The sequence below is a fragment of the Paenibacillus sp. GM1FR genome (assembly GCF_002803315.1).
GTDB lineage: Bacteria > Bacillota > Bacilli > Paenibacillales > Paenibacillaceae > Paenibacillus > Paenibacillus amylolyticus.
Map to the genome: position 1 here is coordinate 298,545 of NZ_MKZL01000022.1, position 20,863 is coordinate 319,407.

At 46.9% G+C, this 20,863-nt stretch carries 11 protein-coding genes; 10 read left to right on the forward strand and 1 reads right to left on the reverse strand.

Annotated elements, in window-relative coordinates; genetic code table 11:
• Window positions 1-210: 210 nt before the first annotated feature.
• Window positions 211-5,778: an S-layer homology domain-containing protein gene (locus PAEAM_RS16975; RefSeq protein ID WP_100528344.1), complete on the reverse strand. Its 5,568-nt coding sequence runs from the start codon at window positions 5,776-5,778 to the stop codon at window positions 211-213.
• A gap of 378 nt (window positions 5,779-6,156) precedes the next feature.
• Here PAEAM_RS16975 and PAEAM_RS16980 point away from each other — a divergent pair, with 378 nt between their 5' ends.
• From PAEAM_RS16980 to PAEAM_RS17025, 10 genes are all read left to right on the forward strand, one after another.
• Window positions 6,157-7,008, forward strand: a complete 852-nt coding sequence (locus PAEAM_RS16980; RefSeq protein ID WP_100528345.1) for a formate/nitrite transporter family protein — start codon at window positions 6,157-6,159, stop codon at window positions 7,006-7,008.
• 424 nt (window positions 7,009-7,432) lie between these two features.
• Entirely contained in the window at window positions 7,433-9,496 is a 2,064-nt protein-coding gene (locus PAEAM_RS16985; RefSeq protein ID WP_100528346.1) for a molybdopterin-containing oxidoreductase family protein, read from the forward strand.
• Window positions 9,497-9,688: 192 nt separating this feature from the next.
• A complete protein-coding gene (locus PAEAM_RS16990) occupies window positions 9,689-10,912 on the forward strand; it encodes an MFS transporter (RefSeq protein WP_100528506.1) in 1,224 nt (407 codons plus the stop codon).
• A 205-nt stretch (window positions 10,913-11,117) separates the two neighbouring features.
• On the forward strand, window positions 11,118-12,032 hold the full coding sequence (locus PAEAM_RS16995; RefSeq protein ID WP_100528347.1) for a class I SAM-dependent methyltransferase: 915 nt from the start codon (window positions 11,118-11,120) through the stop codon (window positions 12,030-12,032).
• A gap of 269 nt (window positions 12,033-12,301) precedes the next feature.
• Window positions 12,302-13,849 carry a response regulator gene (locus PAEAM_RS17000; protein WP_100528348.1) on the forward strand — a complete coding sequence of 516 codons (1,548 nt, stop codon included), beginning with the start codon at window positions 12,302-12,304 and terminating at the stop codon, window positions 13,847-13,849.
• 332 nt (window positions 13,850-14,181) lie between these two features.
• Complete coding sequence (locus tag PAEAM_RS17005; RefSeq protein ID WP_481856115.1) at window positions 14,182-15,042, forward strand: ABC transporter permease; 861 nt, start codon at window positions 14,182-14,184, stop codon at window positions 15,040-15,042.
• Window positions 15,043-15,057: 15 nt separating this feature from the next.
• Window positions 15,058-15,927, forward strand: a complete 870-nt coding sequence (locus PAEAM_RS17010; protein ID WP_100528350.1) for a carbohydrate ABC transporter permease — start codon at window positions 15,058-15,060, stop codon at window positions 15,925-15,927.
• A gap of 27 nt (window positions 15,928-15,954) precedes the next feature.
• On the forward strand, window positions 15,955-17,604 hold the full coding sequence (locus PAEAM_RS17015; protein ID WP_100528351.1) for a type 2 periplasmic-binding domain-containing protein: 1,650 nt from the start codon (window positions 15,955-15,957) through the stop codon (window positions 17,602-17,604).
• Window positions 17,605-17,696: 92 nt separating this feature from the next.
• The gene (locus PAEAM_RS17020; protein WP_100528352.1) at window positions 17,697-19,472 is read left to right on the forward strand and encodes a sensor histidine kinase; all 1,776 of its coding nucleotides are present in this window, start codon (window positions 17,697-17,699) and stop codon (window positions 19,470-19,472) included.
• On the forward strand, window positions 19,451-20,743 hold the full coding sequence (locus PAEAM_RS17025; RefSeq protein WP_100528353.1) for an ABC transporter substrate-binding protein: 1,293 nt from the start codon (window positions 19,451-19,453) through the stop codon (window positions 20,741-20,743). The genes PAEAM_RS17020 and PAEAM_RS17025 overlap by 22 nt, the downstream gene beginning before the upstream one ends.
• The last annotated feature ends 120 nt before the right edge of the window (window positions 20,744-20,863 follow it).

Here is a 20,863-nt window from a genome sequence, read left to right on the forward strand (position 1 = left end):
GGAAGCAGAATGAATGAATCATAATAGATGAGTATAAAGACGCGAAGAAGACTGGCGAGTATATCGTCAGTCTTCTTCTTTTGTGTGTGTATTGCTGCTGGTTGTATCACAGCTAGAGTACATGAATTTACATATCACATAAGTTGTCAAAATAAATAAGACCGGCCCACTCTTATGAAGTGGGCCGATCTTCGAGCAAACTCATAATCTTTAGATTAGATCGGATTTGCTCAATAGACGCTGAATCAGAGTCGCTACTTCTGCACGTGTAACATTGGCTTTTGCCGCAAGATTACCATCACTACGTCCACTGATGAGGCCTGCTTTGGCTGTCAGTGCGATGTTATCCTTCGCCCAGTTGCCGGCATTAGCGCTATCCTTAAATGTAGAGAGAATCTCGTTAGCATCCAGAGTAGCGTATTGGTCTGCAAGACCTGTCAACTTCATCGCTCTCGCGATTAACGTCATGGCCTGTTCCCGTGTAATCGTGTCATTCGGACGGAACGTACCATCCTCAAACCCATTAATCAGTTCGTAGGAAGCCGCAGTCTGAACCGCGCTGGAATACCAATCATTCGTAGTGACATCCCGGAATGGTTGTGTACCTTCCCCCAGCTTGAGACCCAATCCACGGACGATGATAGCTGCGAATTCAGCTCGTGTAATCGCTTTGTTCGGGTTGAAGGTCGTATCGTTAACGCCCTGGATGACCATCCGGGAACCCATCTCGTTTACCGCATCTTTCGCCCAGTGTTTCTCTACATCCGCAAATGTTAGCGGGTTCCATACAATTCCATACGTGCTATTCGTCAAACTGTTAATCTCCGCATAAAATGTTCCCTGATCCACAACAACCTTGGTTGGTACATGTCGCACTGTACCGTCAGGCTCTACAACAATACCGGTTGTAATCTTATTCGGATCGATCTCGGGAGACAATGCAATTCTGCGTTCAACGTATGCGTTGAACTTCGTAATTTCAGTCGTTTGGCCGTTGTACTGTCCAGTTACCGTGAAGTCAACAGGTGAGGCAACGAGTGTAAAATCACCTTGAGCTGCTGCATTCACTGCAACCTGATTCATGGTATCGGAAGATTTGGCTATCGTAATACGAACCACGATATCTTCCAGGTTCAGACCGTTGCCGAGACTTTCGGCAAGAGCATCAATGTTAATTTCTGAAGCAGGGAGCGTATAACTCGCCTGATCTGTCTGGAGAACCAGTGTTGCAGACAGACGTTCCATGTTTTTCACCGACTGGCCGTTCAACTCGCCAACGATGACATTGGAGGATGATTTAACCGGAATGGTGACGATTGCCCGAGGGCCTTCGGCATCCAGTTTCGCTTGTAACTTCACCGGATCAACGATAAGTACCGTGGTTTTAACACCATTGGCTTCTGTTGTTTTCATCTTCCCTGCATTTTCAGTTTTGCCGTTGACGATAATGATGACATCTTCGTCACTTGCATTGGTATTACTATTGTTACCGTTATTGGTAGTCGGATTCGTCGTGTTGTTTCCCCCTGAGGGCGGAGAGACGACGGGAACATCGGGATTATTGGTCCCTGGTGCAGGCTCATTCGTTACTACAGATGAAGTCCATCCGGATTTTACAATCTTGCCTTCGGCATCTACTTCGGCAACAGCGATTTTATCTCCGTTTGCTGCGTTGATTAGACCATTGTTCGGCCAGTTTTCGTAGTCTGTAGCTACATCACCAATAGCTGGCACGTTGATATTTCCGGTACCGAAGTTTTTATAAACGAAACGATGTCCAATAGCCTGAATTGCAGGGGTTACTGTAATGAGTGTTTTTCCGTCATTTGTTGACCCGCTAGGATCAACAGCGACCACGATCAGGTCGGTTGCAAGATTCGCTGTGAAGTGAAGTGTTTTCTCCGTCCCGGCTGGAACTGAACCACTCGCAGCCACACGCACCTTAACTGTGTGTTCACCACTGAGATCCGGTGTATTAGAGTCGTTAAAGTGGACAAAGGCTCCATTGTCGATTTGATATTCCATGGTAGTGTCCAAACCGATAATGGTGTTGTTCTGGTCATCCGCAGTGACATTCGGTGCAGCAGGGACCGATGCACTGGAACCTACAGTCACTGGTGTTTCTGATGATGCAAACGTAGAGGAGGTTGCTTTTGTACGAACATAATACGTACTTGGCTCCAATCCTGTAACTGTTGTGTCATAGATAGTTGTCCATGCGCCGTTGATGTCTTTTTTGTATTCCATTTGATCAGTTACATTCGTAAGGGTTCCATCATGAGCGCCGTTTGATGTTTCATCGGTCTTGCCGACTTCTGTTGGAGCCGCAGGGCGCGATGGAATGACGAGTGTTTGAACTGAGCTATCTGTAGTCGTGGTGCCATTGCCTGTTTTCACGATAGACAATGTGGTTCCGATCCAGTTGTTGTCGATCGTAATCTGACCTGAACCATCTGTAACAGCACTTGCTCCGTTGATGGAATATGGAGCGTTAGGCACGAGTCCTGTCAGTTGCTCATCTGCATAGCTGATGACAGCCTCCGGTGTCGTTTCCGGTGTAGCAGACGCCGAACCAATGGTCACGGGTGCTTCGGCCGATGCAAATGCAGAAAAGGTTGCTTTGATACGCACATAGTATCGATCTGGTGTGAGAGCTGTAATCGTAGTGTTATCAATAGCTGTCCATGAACCGTTGACGTCTTGTTTGTACTCCATCTGATCTGTGACATTTGTGATCGTTCCATCATTCGCTCCATCAAAGGTTTCATCGGTCTTGCCGATTCCGAAAGGAGTCGCAGGACGAGATGGAATGATCAATGTTTGAGCTGAACTGTCCGTTGTTGTGATGCCGTTACCTGTTCTCACAATGGACAAAGTAGTTCCGATCCAACTGTTATCTATGGTGATATATCCTGAACCATCTGTAACAACATTCGCTCCGTTGATCGAGTATGCTGCATTAGGCACGAGCCCAGTCAATTGCTCGTCCACATAGTTAATTACAGCGGCTGGTGTTGCTTCTGGTGTAGCAGATGCCGAACCAATGGTCACTGGCGTTTCCAGTGATGCAAATGCAGAGGAGGTTGCTTTTGTACGAATATAGTACGTACTTGGTGCGAGTCCTGTAACTGAAGTGTCATCGATAGCTGTCCATGAACCATTGATGTCTTTTTTGTATTCCATCTGATCGGTTACATTCGTGATCGTTCCATCATGGGCACCGTTCGATGTTTCATCCGTCTTACTAATGCCAGTTGGAGTTGCAGGACGAGATGGGATGACCAAGGTTTGAGCTGAGCTATCTGTAGTTGAGGTGCCATTGCCTTTCTTCACGATGGACAACGTGGTTCCGATCCAACTGTTGTCGATAGTAATATGTCCTAAACCATCTGCTACAGCATTCGCTCCATTAATGGAGTATGCAGCATTAGGGACGAGTCCTGTCAGCTTTTCATCTACATAGCTGATGACAGCGGCTGGTGTCGTTTCTAGTGTAGCTGTGCGGTTTACTGTTACTGCATAGTATTGTACGGTCGTATTGTCGGCTGCCGTCACTTTAATATATGCAGTGATAGCTCCACCTGCTGTGAGCGGGATCGTTGAGTTTCCTGTAACTGCACCAGTGGAATAGTCACTGTTGCTGAACAACTCCATCTTGGCCTGATTGTCTGCCAGTACAAGATTGGCTAATCCCAGTGTTGAGGTTGTGTTAGGCACGTTAACTGCCCAGTTAACCGCTGTCCCAGATGTCGTTCCATCTCCGCCTCCTGGAGCACTGTCAGTCTGTCCAAGTACAGTTGTCAGACCAGCATTATTGCTGCCCATTGTAGCACTCCCTAATACAATCCGTGCATTGTCGTTACCTGCAATATAGAACTTTCCGTCATGATAATAAACGGTGTTTAAACCTTTTCCGACTATGCCTAGTGTGTTCTCATCGTACGCCGTCCAATTGATCAGATCCGAGGAAGAATACATCATATAGTATTCGTTATAGTTTTCGTCATACAAAACACCTGCTGCTACATAGGTGCCTTCTCCGTATACGATTGATTTTAAATCGACTACGTTGACATTATCGATGTTATGTTTGGTCCATGTTGAGCTATTATTCAAACCCCCGGGCGTTTCCAAGACAAATGGTTTACCAAATTCATCTGAGCCGGTGACCACATATTTCCCATTAGCGTAGGTAATATCACTAAACATGTAATAGTTTGGATCGTCATAATCATTAAGTGAAGTTACAGGCTCCCATTCCAATCCGCCTGCACCCGCCTGCCAAACTCCACTCTCACCAAAAGCCCAATATTCTCCATTTATAAATGTCACATTAATGCCATACGTGCTCCCCAGGTTATCACCTTTCGTCCAAGATAATCCGTCAACGGAGTTGAGCGTATCGCCTGTACCCGTTACTGCAACAAAACCTCCACTTGCACCATAGGTCAGCGCTACTACTCTGCCGGTTACACCAGCGGGAAGATTGCTGAGTGTCCAATGTTCGCCATCGGAGGATACCCCAATTTTTTTACCCATGGCGACAAAAGTGTTATGGCCGTATGCAACTTTGGAAAAAGCCTCTTTAGGAAGCAACTGGCTATTTGTACTTAGATGCTCCCAGTCGCTGTTGGAATTCAATATAAGGCTATCTGTTGTATCACTGCCATATAATGAATCACCGACAACCACCCATGTGCTGCCGTTATAAGCGATACCCTGCAGATTCGCCGCGGTTTTTTTCCACTCGGATTTGTCCGCAGTAACGACAAGACTATTAGGAGCCGAGGTGACAAGGACCATACCCGTTCCATTCGAAGCTGCAGATTGGATGGTCATATTGGTTACCGTAGGCTCTGAAGTCCAATTGACGCCGTTATCCGTGGATGAGTCCAGTTTGCCTGCCTGACCAAAACGGTAGAGTGTTGATCCGGCTTTGACAGTACTCATTGCATTGTTATAAGAGGCATCAGGTGCAAACGTTATTCCGTCACTGCTGGAGTAGCCAATCGTTGAATTTTTAATAAGATAAAGCTTCCCATTATAGATCGAGAATCGTTCCAAGGAGGAAGTGCCATTCAAAAAAACATTCGTCCAGCTACTTCCGTTACTTGAATAAGCGTATCCAGAAAATACATTACCTCCGACAACGTATCTACCTGATATATAGGCCATATCTGTCAAATGAAAGGGTGAGCTTGAAGTACCATTGGATGGCCAAATTTTTGGTACAGTACTCGATAACGTCCATGTCACCCCATCCGAAGATGAATAAATAATGCCTACATCTTGCGCGCGGTCACTGGCATGCCATTTTCCACCAACAGCGTAAAAATTGCCGTTTGTATAAACGACTTTTTGCAAAATGTCTCCATTAATTCCTGATGATTTGTCGACCCATGTTTCTCCATCAGACGAAACGATCAATCTTGCTTTATTAGGAGTAGATTCCACCCCGACTGCGACATATACATGGTTTGCATACACGAGGCTTCTCCATGATGTTTTTTCGTTAGAAACTCCTGTATTCACTACAGCCCAGTTTAATCCATCTATGGACTGAACAATACGTCCTTTTTCACCTACTGCGGTGTATTTCCCGTTAGCATAAACAACGTTTACCAGATTACGATCGACGTTGTTATTGACTGCGGACAATATATTCACATTTCCGTTAGTGGAAGCATGAGCTTGGGGAAGAAGGACATTGGGGAGAACCAGAGTGAATATCAAAACATACATCATAATTGTTCTCCAGCGTAAAGAGTGTTTGAACATGTTTGAACCTCCTATTTGTCCGTAGATATGCTATGAAATGACCTACAGAACATCATTTTGATGACATACACAACATGGAACTGTTTTTGACCCAAATCCGACCCTGCCCAACAGATGTAAATTCGATATGTGTGCCTATTATATAAATTGATTCTGAACAAATTCTGAGCAATTTCCTTCATATGTATAAGTTTCTATAGCAATCGTATTTGCCTGAAAACCATAATTTTAAAATCTTCTTTGTAAACAACATTGTGATAATTTGCACAAAGTTTTGTGTAGGACCGAGATACAATTAGGATGTGGCATTCAACGCAAAACTAATGAATTTCAGGTGGTTTTATCCAATGATGAACAATGAAGGAGAGGATGAGTGATATGGCAGCAAAAACACCTCTTGAGGTTGCACAATATACGGCGCAAACAGGTATGAAGAAAGCTCAATATCCGGTGTCTTCTGTACTGGTGCTCAGTTTTCTGGCAGGGGCTTTTATTGCGCTGGGTTTTCTACTGGATATCCGGGTGATTGCATCTGCTCCGGCAGAGTGGGGGAGTCTGGTTAATTTGATTGGAGCAGCGGTGTTCCCGGTGGGATTAATCATGGTACTCATCGGTGGTGGCGAGTTGCTGACGGGAAATATGATGGCTGTTCCACTCGCGACGATTGCACGGAAATTATCCGCAGGTAGCATGTTGAAAAATCTAACCTTAGTGACGATTGGTAACTTTGTTGGAGCTTTGTTTGTGGCATACGCATTTGGACATGTGCTCGGTCTGACCGGAGAGGGTGTTTATCTGGCGAAAGTGGTGGATATGGCTGGGCATAAGCTGCATGACGGCTTCTTGCAAGCTTTTATCTCCGGCATCGGCTGTAACTGGCTGGTTGCGCTGGCGGTGTGGCTATCTTATGCATCAGATACGATGAGTGGCAAGGTACTGGGCATTTGGTTTCCAACGATGGCATTTGTGGCCATTGGATTCCAGCACGTTGTTGCCAATATGTTTCTCATCCCAGCAGCAATCTTCGAAGGGTATTATTCATGGGGACAATACGTCATGAATTTTATTCCAGTATGGCTCGGGAATCTGACTGGGGGAGCTCTGTTTGTAGCTGCAGCCTATTGGGTGGTGTACCTGCGCCAAGCCGAGCCAAAAGTGAAACCAGAGATGGCGACGTCGATCGAACCTATGGAGACGGAGGCTAGAGTAATGTTGAGCAAACAAGCATAGAGGGCACAGCGAGGTATGGATACACGTATATTAGAAGTAAAGACGATTCTGATCTTGCTCGGTTCATGGCGAATATGCTGTGATGGAGCAGGGCGGGATCGTTTTTTGTATGAGGTCCTTGTTGGAGTTTAACGCAAAATAAATTCGCCATGACAAGGTTCGGGGGAACGAAACCTGTTCATGGCGAATTTCGGGAGTGGTCCATGATATGGCATGAGGAGGAAGTGGGGAAACACTAGCCTAATGCCTTATTTTTAATTTACCCCTGAATTCTGAAGTTGAATCAAACTCAAAAACATTTTTTTGAAAATAATTTAAAGCCGCTATAGCGGTGAATATGAAGCAAAAACATACTGTTCTCTTTACGCGATAACCTCGAAGAAGATATGATATAGGGATAGCTTTTAAAGAGGGGAGCCTTACGATGATCGATCAGGAGAATGGTGTATTTGCGGCGGTGTGCCCGCTCGACTGTCCGGACACTTGTGGTCTGTTATTACATAAAGAGAACGGCAAAATTGTGAAGGTGGCAGGCAATCCGGATCATCCGATCACCAAGGGTGCCATTTGTAATAAAGTCAGAAATATGACCGAGCGGGTATATCACCCCGAGCGTCTACAATATCCGATGAAACGTGTAGGAGCCAAAGGTGAAGGCAAGTTTGAACGAATCAGTTGGGATGAAGCGATTCGTGAGATTACGACCAAATTCACTGCATTGTCCGAAACCTACGGCCCGGAGAGCATCCTGCCCTACAGCTTTTACGGTAACATGGGTATTCTCGGCGTAGACGGCATGGATCGGCGTTTCTTCAATGCGCTTGGTGCGAGTGTACTGGAGCAGACGATCTGTAACTCCGCTGGAAATACCGGCTGGAAATATACGATGGGCGCCAATCGGGGAACAGTGCCGGAAGATACGGAGCATGCAGATCTCATCCTGGTGTGGGGTGGCAATATCGTCAGTACCAATATGCATCAGGTCGTTTTGGCTGAGAAAGCACGCAAGAAAGGCGCCAAGATCGTCGTAATCGATGTTCATCGCAATCGCACGGCCCAATGGGGCGACTGGTTTATTCCGCTGTATCCGGGCACGGACAGTGCACTGGCGCTAGGATTAATGCATGTGTTGTTCGAACGGGGACTAACGGATGAAGCGTTTATGCAAAAGTATACGATAGGTCATGAGGCACTACGTGATCATGTCCGCAGTTACACCCCTGAACGTGTTGCACGCATTACGGGCGTGCCGGAGGAAACGATTGTGGAGCTGGCCGAACTATACGGCAACGCACAAGCAGCTCATATTCACATCGGCAATGGCCTCCAGCACCATGATAATGGGGGGATGAACGTGCGTAGCGTTGCATGTCTGCCTGCTATTACAGGGCAATGGCTGAAGCAAGGCGGCGGTGCCGTTCGCACTAACAGCTACGCGAGCACAAATAGCGACGCGCTCGAACGTCCGGAGCTCCGGCAGAATCCCGAGCCGCGAGTGGTGAACATGAACCGGATTGGTGAAGCGTTGCTGGAAGCAGAGCAGCCAATCCGAGCGATGATGGTTTACTGCAGCAATCCACTGGTGGTGGCACCGGATACCGAGCGGGTGGAGCGAGGTTTTGCACGGGAGGATCTGTTCACGGTTGTGCATGATCTGTTCATGACGGATACGGCGAAGTATGCAGATATCGTATTGCCAGCCACATCTTCATTTGAAGCGACGGACCTGTACACCTCTTATTGGCATCAGTACGTTCATCTGCAAGAGCCGGTGATTGCACCGATTGGGGAGAGCAAGAGCAATGTGGAACTGTTCTCACTGCTTGGGCGGGCTATGGGGTACGATCCTGCAATCTTCGGAGAAACACCGGAACAGATGATTGAGGACGCACTTCAGGGCACAGGCAACCCCTACATGAATGGGGTCACGTTGGAAGGACTGAAGGAACATCGATTCGTGAAGCTTGATATGACGCCATATGCTGCATATCTGGATCAGCTGCCCACACCTTCAGGCAAAATTGAATTGTATTCCGAGACGATGGAACAGAGAGGGCTTCCGCCGCTCCCTACCTATAGTGCTCTGGTTGAAGGATATGATGGGGAGCATCCGGCTGGACCTGCCGATACGTATCCATTGATGTTCCTGTCGCCGCCAAACCATAATTTCCTGAACTCCACCTTTGGTAATTCAGCCAAACATCAGCGTTTGGAAAAGATGCCTCTATTGCAGATACACCCCGAGGACGCCATCCGTAGAAACCTGGAGGATGGAGATGCAGTGGTCGTATGGAATGATCGTGGGCGCATTGAACTTACCGCCAAGGTGAGTGAAGCCATGCTGCCGGGAACAGTGATTAGCCAAGGCTTATGGTGGGATGGTGACGGCAAGAAGCAGCGGGCGAATTCACTGACGTCCAATCGGTTGTCGGACATGGGGAACGGGGCGACCTTCTTCTCAGCCACTGTTGAAGTGAAGCGTCAATGAGTGTGCTTGCAGCATGATTTTTTTGAGGTAAGATGAACAAAGGCTAGAATTTGAGCAGGATTATAGTGCAATTGATGTAACACTTCATAAAACCTTCGCTCTGGCTGGTTATATTTATGCCGTCAGGGCAAAGGTCTATTTTTTATGGCCATTTGTATGTGCAGAGGTACTAAGGAGAATGAACTAGAGATGATGAGATGGCTGGATAACTATCCAAAAGAAGTGAGAATATTTTTATTAGCAAGTCTGGTTAACGCAACAGGCAGTGCCTTGATGTGGCCGCTGACCACCATGTATGTGTTTGATGAGCTTGGACGAACGATGGCCAACGCCGGTTTTGTGATCCTCATTCAGTCACTGGGTGGCATCTTTGGACAATTGCTGGGTGGTTCGTTGTACCATCGGGTGGGCGTGAAGAAGCTGATCATTGGTTCACTGGCGCTTAATGCGTTAGGTTTGTTTGCGTTGCCGTGGATTAGTGCGTATTGGGTCGTATTTATATGTGCCATGGGCTGGATTGGGCTGTTCAGTTCATTGTCGCTACCAGCGATTCAAGCCTTTATTGGCTTCCGGTTTGCGGAGCGACGCGGTGAATTATTCAATATTATCTATGTGGCGAACAATATCGGGGTGGCGATTGGTACGGCGTTGAGCGGTTTTCTGGCTGACTTTTCCTATCACCTTAGCTTTGTACTGAACGGGGTGACCTCAGCCGGATTTGCAATTTTCTTCTGGTATTATCTGTCGCGGGTTGAACCGGATCAGGGGGAAGTACATCTGACCAAACGGAAAACCGTCCCCGATGGGCCGGGCGTCTGGGCATTGCTGGGTAATACCCGACTATATCTGTTTATGAGCTTGGGCGTACTCTTCCTGTTATTCGGCAACTCCATCTGGAACACAGGTGTGTCCCCGTATATCATCTCTGAGGGTATGGAAAAAAGAATGTACGGTCTGCTCTGGACCCTGAACGGGGTGCTGATCTTTGTGGGCCAACCTTTTACCAGCTGGGTGAAACGGACCATGGCCCGTACCTCCACTGCCCAGATGACGGCGAGTGCGGTATTCTATGGCATGGCCTACATTGTGATGATTACCATGTACAGCTATCTAGGCATGGTGCTTGCAATGGTACTCGCCACGTTTGGAGAGATGCTGATCTCCCCTGCAACACCAGCATTTATCTCCGAGCATGCGGGCAGGGCAGCCCCTTTTTACATCGGGATATCGGGTGGAATTGGTGCTGTTGGACGGGTTATCGGACCCTACGCGATGGGGGTTATGTATGACAAACAGGGACTTATTCCTGTAGCGTGGCTGGCAACAGGCACAGCGGCGATTGCGGTACTTGGTTTTGTGCTGCATGCAGTGTTGAACCGTAATCGTGAAGTGAAGGAGTATGGGATGGACGCCTAATAGATATAATCGGGTTGGGTAGGATGCGGAAGGAAGAACGCGTTGAAGTGGACGGTAAATCCACTGTAATCTGTCTGCTCATCCGTAAATTACAGTTGACAAAAAAATATATTTATGCTATAATTTACATATAAAAATATTCCGTATATAATAAGATTCTCCTGGCCAGGGGAATCTTATTTTTGTTTGTACGGGAGGAATAAGTATGAAGCAAAATGAATCCAGTATCACATCATTGATTTCGACTTTTGGCCGAGCCTATCACAGCCAACATGACAGACCCCTCATTTTTGACGATTTTATGGCGAGATTGCTGATCTCTCCTCAAGAGTTTTCAGATATCAGCAATAACATGGTTAGAGGCATTCATTTTTTCAACCCGGATATGGCTCACCAGCTCAAGGACGACCCGGAAAAGGTTCTAAAATGGATTACCCAGGTACAGTTATCTCCAATAACTCTGGCTCGGGCCGCTTACTGTGAGCATGTACTTTTGCATGAAGTTGCGTTGGGATTGAAGCAGGTAGTCATTCTTGGCGCCGGGATGGATACGTTTGCTTTGAGGCATCCGGAATTGGAGGACACGCTGGATATCATTGAAGTGGATTATCCGGCTACACAGCAATTCAAGAAAGAGCGGCTGAATCAGGCCGAGCTGACTATTCCGGACAATCTTCACTTTGTACCCATGGATTTTACGCGTGAGCTTTCGAATGACAGCTTGACTATTGAAGGTTTGAAGAAACGGAAGACGTTGGCTAGTCTCTTGGGTGTTTCGTATTATTTGCCCCAGAATGATCTGTTTAACGTGATTCGTCATGTGTTTGCGAACCTGCCAACCGGAAGCTCTATAGTTCTGGATTATGCAGATGAGCACCTTTTTGAGGAAAAAGGAATGTTTAATCGGGTTGAAAATATGGTTAAAATGGCTGCAATGGGTGGTGAGCCCATGCAATCCGGCTATGCATATGTGGAGATGGAGGCCTTGCTTGATGAAGCAGGGCTACTTATTTATGAGCATCTGACTCCCGAGGCGATTCAGGAACAGTTTTTCCAGGATCGAATCGATCATCTAAGGGCATTTGAAACGATACATTTCATTCACGCAGTAAAAAAATAAATCGCCCCGGGCATGTAAGTCAACTATATAGCCCGCATTTGCATAGCAGCGGCAAACCTTCACCCTGTGGCAGGGTGAAGGTTGTTTGGTTTGATCAAAGGAACAGCACAAACCATGATTCTGTAGCCAATAACATCACACGTGATACAAATGTTCAACAATCAGACTTGTTAGGGTGCAATTCCATGTCATTCAATGTCCTCCCCTCTATTTGTGCATAATGCCCATATAATAGAATGGAACTGGTTAAAGGCAGGAGGATGCATACGATGTACAAGGTTTTGCTGGTTGATGATGAATTTATGATCTCGGACGGGATCTCCAGTGTGGTGAACTGGTCCCGATTAGGAACAGAACTGATCGGCATTGCTCAAGATGGATTGGAAGCGCTCGCTTCAATCGAGCGGCAACGCCCGGATATCATCATCTCGGACATTCGCATGCCGGGAATGGATGGGTTACAGCTGGTTGAAGCTGTGGCAGAGAAGTATCAGCATATCTCATTCATCATGCTCACGGGTTTTACGGAGTTCGAATATGCGAAAACGGCCATGCAGTATGGTGTGAAGCACTATTTGCTCAAGCCCTGCAGTGAAGAGCATCTTGTACAGGCTATCAGTGAATTGGTCAGTGAGAAGCGAGAGTTAACCGATCAGGAGCGTTTTGTGCAGTCGATCCAATATAATCTGGAGCGAGTACTGCCACATGCCAAGGAATATTTTCTGAAAGAGCTAGTCACGAACAGAACATACGGGGTCAAGGAATGGAAGTATTTCGAGGAATTATTCGATGTACAGTTTCAGGATCAGCGTGTGCGGTTGCTGCTGGTAGAGATTGAGGGGGATCATGAGTATTTGCACTTGTTCGCGGTGAAGAACATTGCCGAAGATATTTTTTACAATCCAATATTAAGTGCCACGGTTGGAAGGCATGTGCTACTAATTATGGAGGACAAGTTGTCTGAAACGCAGTTGTTCCATAATATCGATGAGATTCGCGCCACCTTTACCCGATATTATCATGATGATCTCACGATAGCGCTAAGCGAGCCAGGAGACCTATCGCAGGCACGCCATTTGTACATGCAGACGCTGGTTTATCTCAATTACCGCTTTTACCTCGGTGAGGGCAGTCTCATTATGGAACGGGATATTTACTCTCCCGGAGAGCGCATTCTTTCCGAATTCGAATACGATCCGGAGCGGATGGTTACTGCAATCAAGGCGGGACACTGGCAGGAAGTTGGATCAGAGCTGAACCGGATGTTTCAGCTGCTTGCCAGCTTGCGATACGATATATCCCAAACGAAGTCCTATCTTATTCAGATGTTTATGGAGATGATTCGACTCAGTGGCTCTGCCGAGATGAAAAGGTATATGGACCAGTTGCCAGGCATGATTGAATCCAGCACCCTGCATTCTTTTCAACAGTTTCTGCTTGCCGTCGCCAAAGAAATCACCTTGCGCCGCTATGACCAACATCGCTCCAGACAATCGCAGATGGTAGGCAGTGTGAAACAGTTGGTAGAGAAACGCTACAAGGACGAGACATTAACACTCCAGTCCATCGCTGGGGAAATATACATGAATCCAGACTACATCGGCAAAATGTTCAAAAAAGAAACCGGTGAGAAATTTACGAACTATGTGTTAAGCTACCGCATCCGTAAAGCGTTGGAGCTTCTGGAGCAGGACGGGCACTACACTGTATCCTCGCTTGCCGAACAGACAGGCTTTGGTGCCAACTGGCCGTATTTCAGCAAAATGTTCAAGAAATACACGGGATTCTCCCCTTCCGAGTATAAAAAAGTACCCTAAGACAGCGTTGCTGTCGCTTCTACATAGCTAATCTTTATATCCGATCTACATCTAATCTGTGATCGGGCCCTGTATGCCATTCATCGGCAGCAGGGTCTTTTTTTGTCGGACGGAACTCGGTTTTGAACATCCATTTATCGGAAATGAGCATGGGAAGAAAAGGCGCTCGCTTCTATCATTAGAAGTGTCATGTTAGTGAATGAACATCGAGAGTGGAGGTTGAGTGGATGGAGCTGAATCGAAGCCGGGGGATTGAACCTGGGCGTTTGAAGCCAGCTGGCAAATGGAGTTCGGTGAAAAAGGAACTTGTCCGCAACAGATACGTCTATCTGATGCTCGTTCCTGTGGTAGCCTACTATCTGATTTTCAGCTATGGGCCAATGTACGGGCTACTGATGGCATTTCAGGAATCCTACAACCCGATCAAAGGAATCTTGGCAGGCGAATGGGTCGGATTTGACAACTTCACCATGTTTTTTGAAAGTTATTATTTCTGGCGACTGATTAAGAACACACTGATTTTGAGTTTTTACAGTATTGTGTTTGGTTTCCCGGCTCCGATTCTACTAGCGCTGTTGCTGAATGAAGTCCGGAAGAAGTGGTTCAGAGGTGCAGTACAGACCATCAGTTATATGCCGCATTTTATTTCGGTTGTCGTCGTGGTTGGAATGTTGAAAACGTTCTCATCTCTGGACGGTGGGTTATTTAACATCATTCGTGACTTTTTTGATCTGCAGCCAATTATGTTTTTGGCGGAAAAAGATATGTTCCGTCCGATGTACATCCTGTCCAACATATGGCAGGGCGCAGGCTGGGCCTCGATTATCTTTTTGGCAGCACTAAGTGGTATTGATCCTCAATTGTATGAGGCTTCCAAAATCGACGGTGCAGGTCGCTGGAGACAGCTGTTACATATTACACTGCCGGGCATTATGCCCACGATTGTGATCATGTTAATTCTGCGTATGGGGGCGGTCATGAACGCGGATTTTCAGAAAATATTGCTGATGCAAACGGCACCGACCTATGAGACATCGGATGTCATATCCACCTTTGTTTATCGATCCGGTATTTTGGAGGGGAACTATACGTACTCAACCGCCATCGGACTATTTAACGGCGTCATTAATTTCGCGCTGCTCATTATCGCAAACGCGATCAGCAGAAAGCTTAACTCAACCAGTCTATGGTAATCGGAAGGTGAAGCGATGAAACAGTCTATAGGGGAACGACTTTTTGATGTATTTAATACACTGCTGCTCTTGGTGATCATGGTTTTATGCTTTTACCCGATGCTGTACGTGTTCAATTCTTCAATCAGCGACCCGGATCAGATGCTGCGTTCCCGTTCACTGATGCTCATTCCTGAAGGTTTTCAGCTGGGAGCGTACAAGTCGGTATTTCAGGATACTCGCATCTATACGGGATATATGAACACCTTGTTCTATGTTGTGGTGGGTACTGCCATCAATCTGCTCATGACTTCGCTGGCTGCATATGGGATGTCACGCGGTGATCTGATGGGCAGAAAAACGCTGATGAAATTAATTACGTTCACGATGTTCTTCGGCGGGGGTATGATTCCAACTTTTCTGCTGATTCAGAATCTGGGCATGGTGGATACCCGTTTTGCGCTTATTATTCCGGGTGCCATCAGCACGTTTTATTTCCTTATTATGAAAACAAACTTTGAGGGCATTCCGATCAGTCTGATCGAATCGGCGAAGCTTGATGGTGCCAATGACTTTCTGATTTTGTTCCGAATTGTATTGCCTTTGTCGAAACCGATCCTGGCGGTCATGATGCTGTATTATGCGGTTGACCATTGGAATGATTATGTCGGACCAATGCTCTACCTGCGTAGTCAGGAGTTATATCCAATACAGATTATTATGCGTGATATTCTGATCAGCAGCAGTACAGAGGCCATGGGCGCTGGCGCCGATACCGGCTTTGCCATTGGGGAGAACATCAAATATGCGACTATTATTATCTCCACACTGCCGATCATGCTGGTATATCCGTTCATCCAACGTTATTTTGTTCAGGGCGCTCTAATCGGTGCTGTGAAACAATAAAAAATGTATCCTATGGAGGCGAATTACGTGAAAAAAAGAATGGGGTCCATCCTGTTGTCATCGCTACTTACCATGTCTTTACTGGCGGGCTGTACAGGTGATAATGAACCAGGTAACGCAGAGCCAGCAGAAGGAACAGAACCTGCGGTTCAGGCGTTGACCGAGATTCCGCTACCGATTATAAGTGAGCCATTTACTATTGACTATTGGCGCGCCAATGATGCCAAACTGACAGCTTCCTTGAACAATTTTGGCGATATGGCGGCTTATAAGGAAAAGGAGAAGCTAACAGGCATCCAAGTGAAGTTCACACATCCTCCGCTTGGACAACAGCGTGACCAGTTCAATCTGCTGATCTCCACGAAGGAGCTGCCGGATGTCATTTATTATAACTGGGCAGATGCCGTTGGCGGACCGGAAAAAATGATCAAGGATGGTCGAATCATTCGATTGAACGAACTGATCGACAGTTATGCACCGAACTTGAAGCGGATTATTGAATCCGATCCGGATGTGAAAAAACAGATTGCACTCGATGATGGCACGATCTATATGTTCCCGCTGCTGAAGCTGGATGCATTGAAGCTGAATGCCACTTCTGGTTTAATTATGCGCCAGGATTGGCTTGATGCATTAAATCTCAAGGTACCTACCAACATCGATGAGTGGTATACGGTGCTTAAGGCATTTAAGGAACAGGACCCTAACGGCAACGGCAAGCCAGATGAGCTACCATTCACCGGAAACTGGGGACCGGGTAACCTGACCAAGCTTCATGATTTTGCCGCGGCCTTTGGTGTCATTGGTGGCTTCCAGATGAATGGAGACAAGGTGGAATTCGGACCGATTCAGCCGGGCTACCGTGATTTCTTGGAGACCATGGCCAAGTGGTACAAAGAAGGGCTGATTGATCCCGAGATCATGACCAATGACGGTAAAGCTTTCGATTACAAGGTCACCAGCAATCTGGCAGGCGCATATCAGGGTGGTGTGTTCAGCGGCATGGGGAAATACTTCAATCTGATGAGAGATACGGATCCGAACTTTAACGTGACGGGTGTACCATGGCCTGTATCTCCGGATGGAACTTCGTATGCGACATTTAATCTGGACGCTAAAGTGTTGTCTTATGGTGAGGCCATTACGGCTTCCGCAGACGAAGACAAATTGAAATACATTGTACAGTGGATGGACTACAACTATAGCGAAGAGGGTAGTGATCTGTTCAACTTTGGTATCGAAAATGACAGCTATGTTCGTGACGGGGAAGGTGTCAAATTCACAGATACCATCATTGATAATCCGAACGGTCTAACGTATGACCAGGCACTGGCTTCCTATGCCTTATCCATTATGGACGGTCCAATCAATCAGGATAGTCGTTATCTGGATGCATTATTATTTGACGATGGACAGCGTGCGGCAAATGCGGAATGGATGAAAGCAAGCTCAGCATTAACGCTTCCTCCAATTCGTTTGTCAACAGATGAGGTGACCACAAGTACATCCATCATGAGTCAGGTGAATACGTATTTGAATGAGACGATGACTGCCATTATTAGCGGACAGAAGCCGATCACCGAATTTGACAAGATGGCCGAAACAATCAAGAGCATGGATATTGACCGGGCGATTGAGGTTCATCAGGCTGCGTATGATCGATATCAGTCTAAATAATACGTGAGAAATCGAGCGCTAAAACTTTGGGGAAACCTTCCTGTATGTGATATACCTAGTAGTATCACGTGGTTCAAAGGAGCGCTTTGGTCATGACAGCCTACCGCAAACTCAGCATCAAAATGAAAATGTTTCTGATGATTATGTTCATGATGGCGTTTGTCATCATCCTCGCGTTTGGGTCCTTGTATTATACGTACTCGGAGTATGACAAACAGCTGTTTGATAAGTCGTCCCGACTTCTGAACCTTTCTTCGTCTACAGTGGATGTTGAACTTCAGAAGTTGGAAGCGTTATCATTAAACATGATCTCCGATACGCAGATTCAAAGAGCCTTGAAGTCGTTGCTGGATGACGATAGCGCATATTCAAGCTTTATTGAACGAAAAAAGATCACGGATCGGCTATGGGAGCATATTAGTGGGGCTGCACGATATGTGCAGTCCGTTCATCTGATTGATTCCAGGGGAAGAGTCAATAAATATGGCGAGACACTAACCGTATCTCAGGAAAAATATGATCGGATGATTGCGGCTGCGGAGCAGGCCAATGGTGCAGTGCGCTGGTTATACCCGGATGACGATGACCCGATGCTGGTTATGGTGCGTCAAGTGCGAGCCTATGAACCGATGACCCTGGAACCGGTAGGCATACTGTTTCTGCGTATTAATATCGAGCGACTCGTCGAGGAGTATGCGGGCATCGATAGCCAGGACAGTGACATTATTTTAAAAGCAGGTAGTGATGTGGTGTATCCTTATCGCCAGCTTCCAGAAGCGGTGTCCGCCGGACTGAATCCACTTCCAGGCAGTGGGGGATATGAGATCAAGAATCTGGATGGGAGGGAGATATTTCTTTCCCAGAAGAAATCCGCATACACCGACTGGGTGTATTATAATATGGCCTCTTATGATGAAATTTTTGAACGCATTATATGGTTGAAAAATATACTGATCGTCGTTTATCTTATCGCCATTCTGGTTGTTCTCGCGCTTGGTATGGTGTTCGCACGAAGTCTGACAAGGCCGATCAGGCAGCTCATCAGTCAGATGAAGGAGGTTCAGTATGGGGATCTGGAGAATATAGACGCCAATCTGTCCATTCCAACGCACCAGCACATGGATGAACTGGGGTTACTACAGCGTACGTATCGACTGATGATTACACATATTAATACATTGATCAAAGAAAATTATGCAAGCCAGTTGGTCATTAAAGAAACGGAGTTCAAGGCGCTACAGGCACAGATCAATCCTCACTTTTTGTATAATGCGCTGGATTCGATCCATTGGCTCGCCAAAAAGAACAGGCAGGAGCAAATCTCCAGTATGGTGTTATCACTCGGATATTTGCTGCGTTCCTCCATCAGCTTCAAGCAAAATATCATTACCATTGCCGAAGAACTGGAGATTGTCAACCATTACATCACCATTCAGACCTACCGTTTCCGGCAACGGCTGGATTTCCGTATGGATGTGCCTGCTTCTTATCTGGGTTGTGCCATTCCCAAGTTGACCCTACAGCCACTACTGGAGAATGCCATTCAATACGGTTTGGAACCACAGGTTGGATCATGTCTGATTCGAGTGTATGCCGAGATATCCGGTGGCAAGCTGGCTCTTATCGTGGAGGATCACGGCCCCGGCATGGAACCCGAATATGTGGAACAGGTGCTGCGCGGTGAAGTGAAAACCAGAGGAACAGGTATTGGTCTGCTGAATATCAGGGAGCGGGTACGTCTGGCTTTTGGCGAAGAATATGATGTTCTGCTGGAGAGCAGGCCGGGGCTTGGAACGAGAGTAACGGTGCTGCTGCCACCCCCATCACCAGGTAAGGAGGAGAAGTTATGGGAAGATGGATGCGAATGATAGGCATGCTCTGCCTTATGCTGACTCTTCCTGGCTGCGTGAACCAGTTGGATCAAAGGCCAGGCATGATTGTGGAAGAAGAGCCGATAACGCTGCGAATCGCTTGGTGGGGTGGAGAGTTCCGCAACAATGCAACGATTGCCGTTATCGACCTGTATGAGAAGTTGAATCCACATGTGAACATTGAATACGAATATAGCAGTTTCAACGAATACTGGAGAAAACTTGCCCCACATGCAGCAGGCAATGCGTTGCCCGACATTATCCAGATGGACATCTCCTATCTGTCCCAGTACAGCTCGCTGCAACTGTTGGAGGATATGACGCCGTACATGCAGAGCGGACTGATTGACGCGACAGATATTGAGAAGGAACAGCTGGAGAGTGGTAGCCTGAATGGAAAAACCTATGGTCTCAGTTTGGGGGTTAACGCCATGCTCAGCATCTATGATCCGGAAGTGTTAAAGGCCAATGATATTGAATTGCCAACGGATACGTGGACATGGGCGGATTTTGACCGGATGGGCGAGCAATTGCTCGGGAAAGGCATCTATCTGGGAACCTATTTTACGCCGGAACAGTTTTTCGCGTATTACTTGAGACAGTATGGTTCCAAGCTATACGCGGAGGATGGCAAGAGGTTGGGTTATGAGGATGATGGGCTATTTATTGAATACTTTGGCAGGATGCAGCAGCTTGCAGAGAAGAAGCTTATTTTTGCACCGGATATCTGGACATCAGATATTGGCCAGCCTGATAACGACCCGTTTTATCTGGGAGAGGCTTTGTTTAGCTGGGGGTATTCCAACCAATTTATCAGCACCGCTCAGCGTTATGGCAAACCCTTAACCATCTCCCCAATGCCTGGGCCAAACAGTCAGGATGGATTGTTCTTGAAGCCAGGCATGTTTTTCTCCATGGCGGGTAATTCCAGACATAAGGAGGAAGCTGCCAAGTTCATCAGCTTTTTTGTGAATGATTTGGATGCCAATCTGCTGCTCAAAGGGGAGCGGGGTGTGCCCGTCTCATCCAGTGTCAAAGAGCGGATGAAGCTGGTGGTTGAACCGGAGCTGGCGCAGGTGTTTGATTATATCGATTGGGTTGCGGATAACAGCACTCAGATGGACCCGCCTGATCCCGTAGGTGCGCCAGAGGTCACTGCGGTATTACGTGAGTTGTATGATCTGCTACTGTTTGGCAAAATTACGCCTGAGCAAGCGGCGGTGGAATTTCGTGAACGGGCGAATGCCATTCTGGGTGGGAAGTTATAAGAATGGACTAGATCATATATGTATTTAATGGACTTGGGGCTGTTGTCGTTCACAAGCTCAACCTTCATTCTACTCGGGTGAGGGTTTTTGTTATGGAATGGTGTATATTTCCTCTAGTAT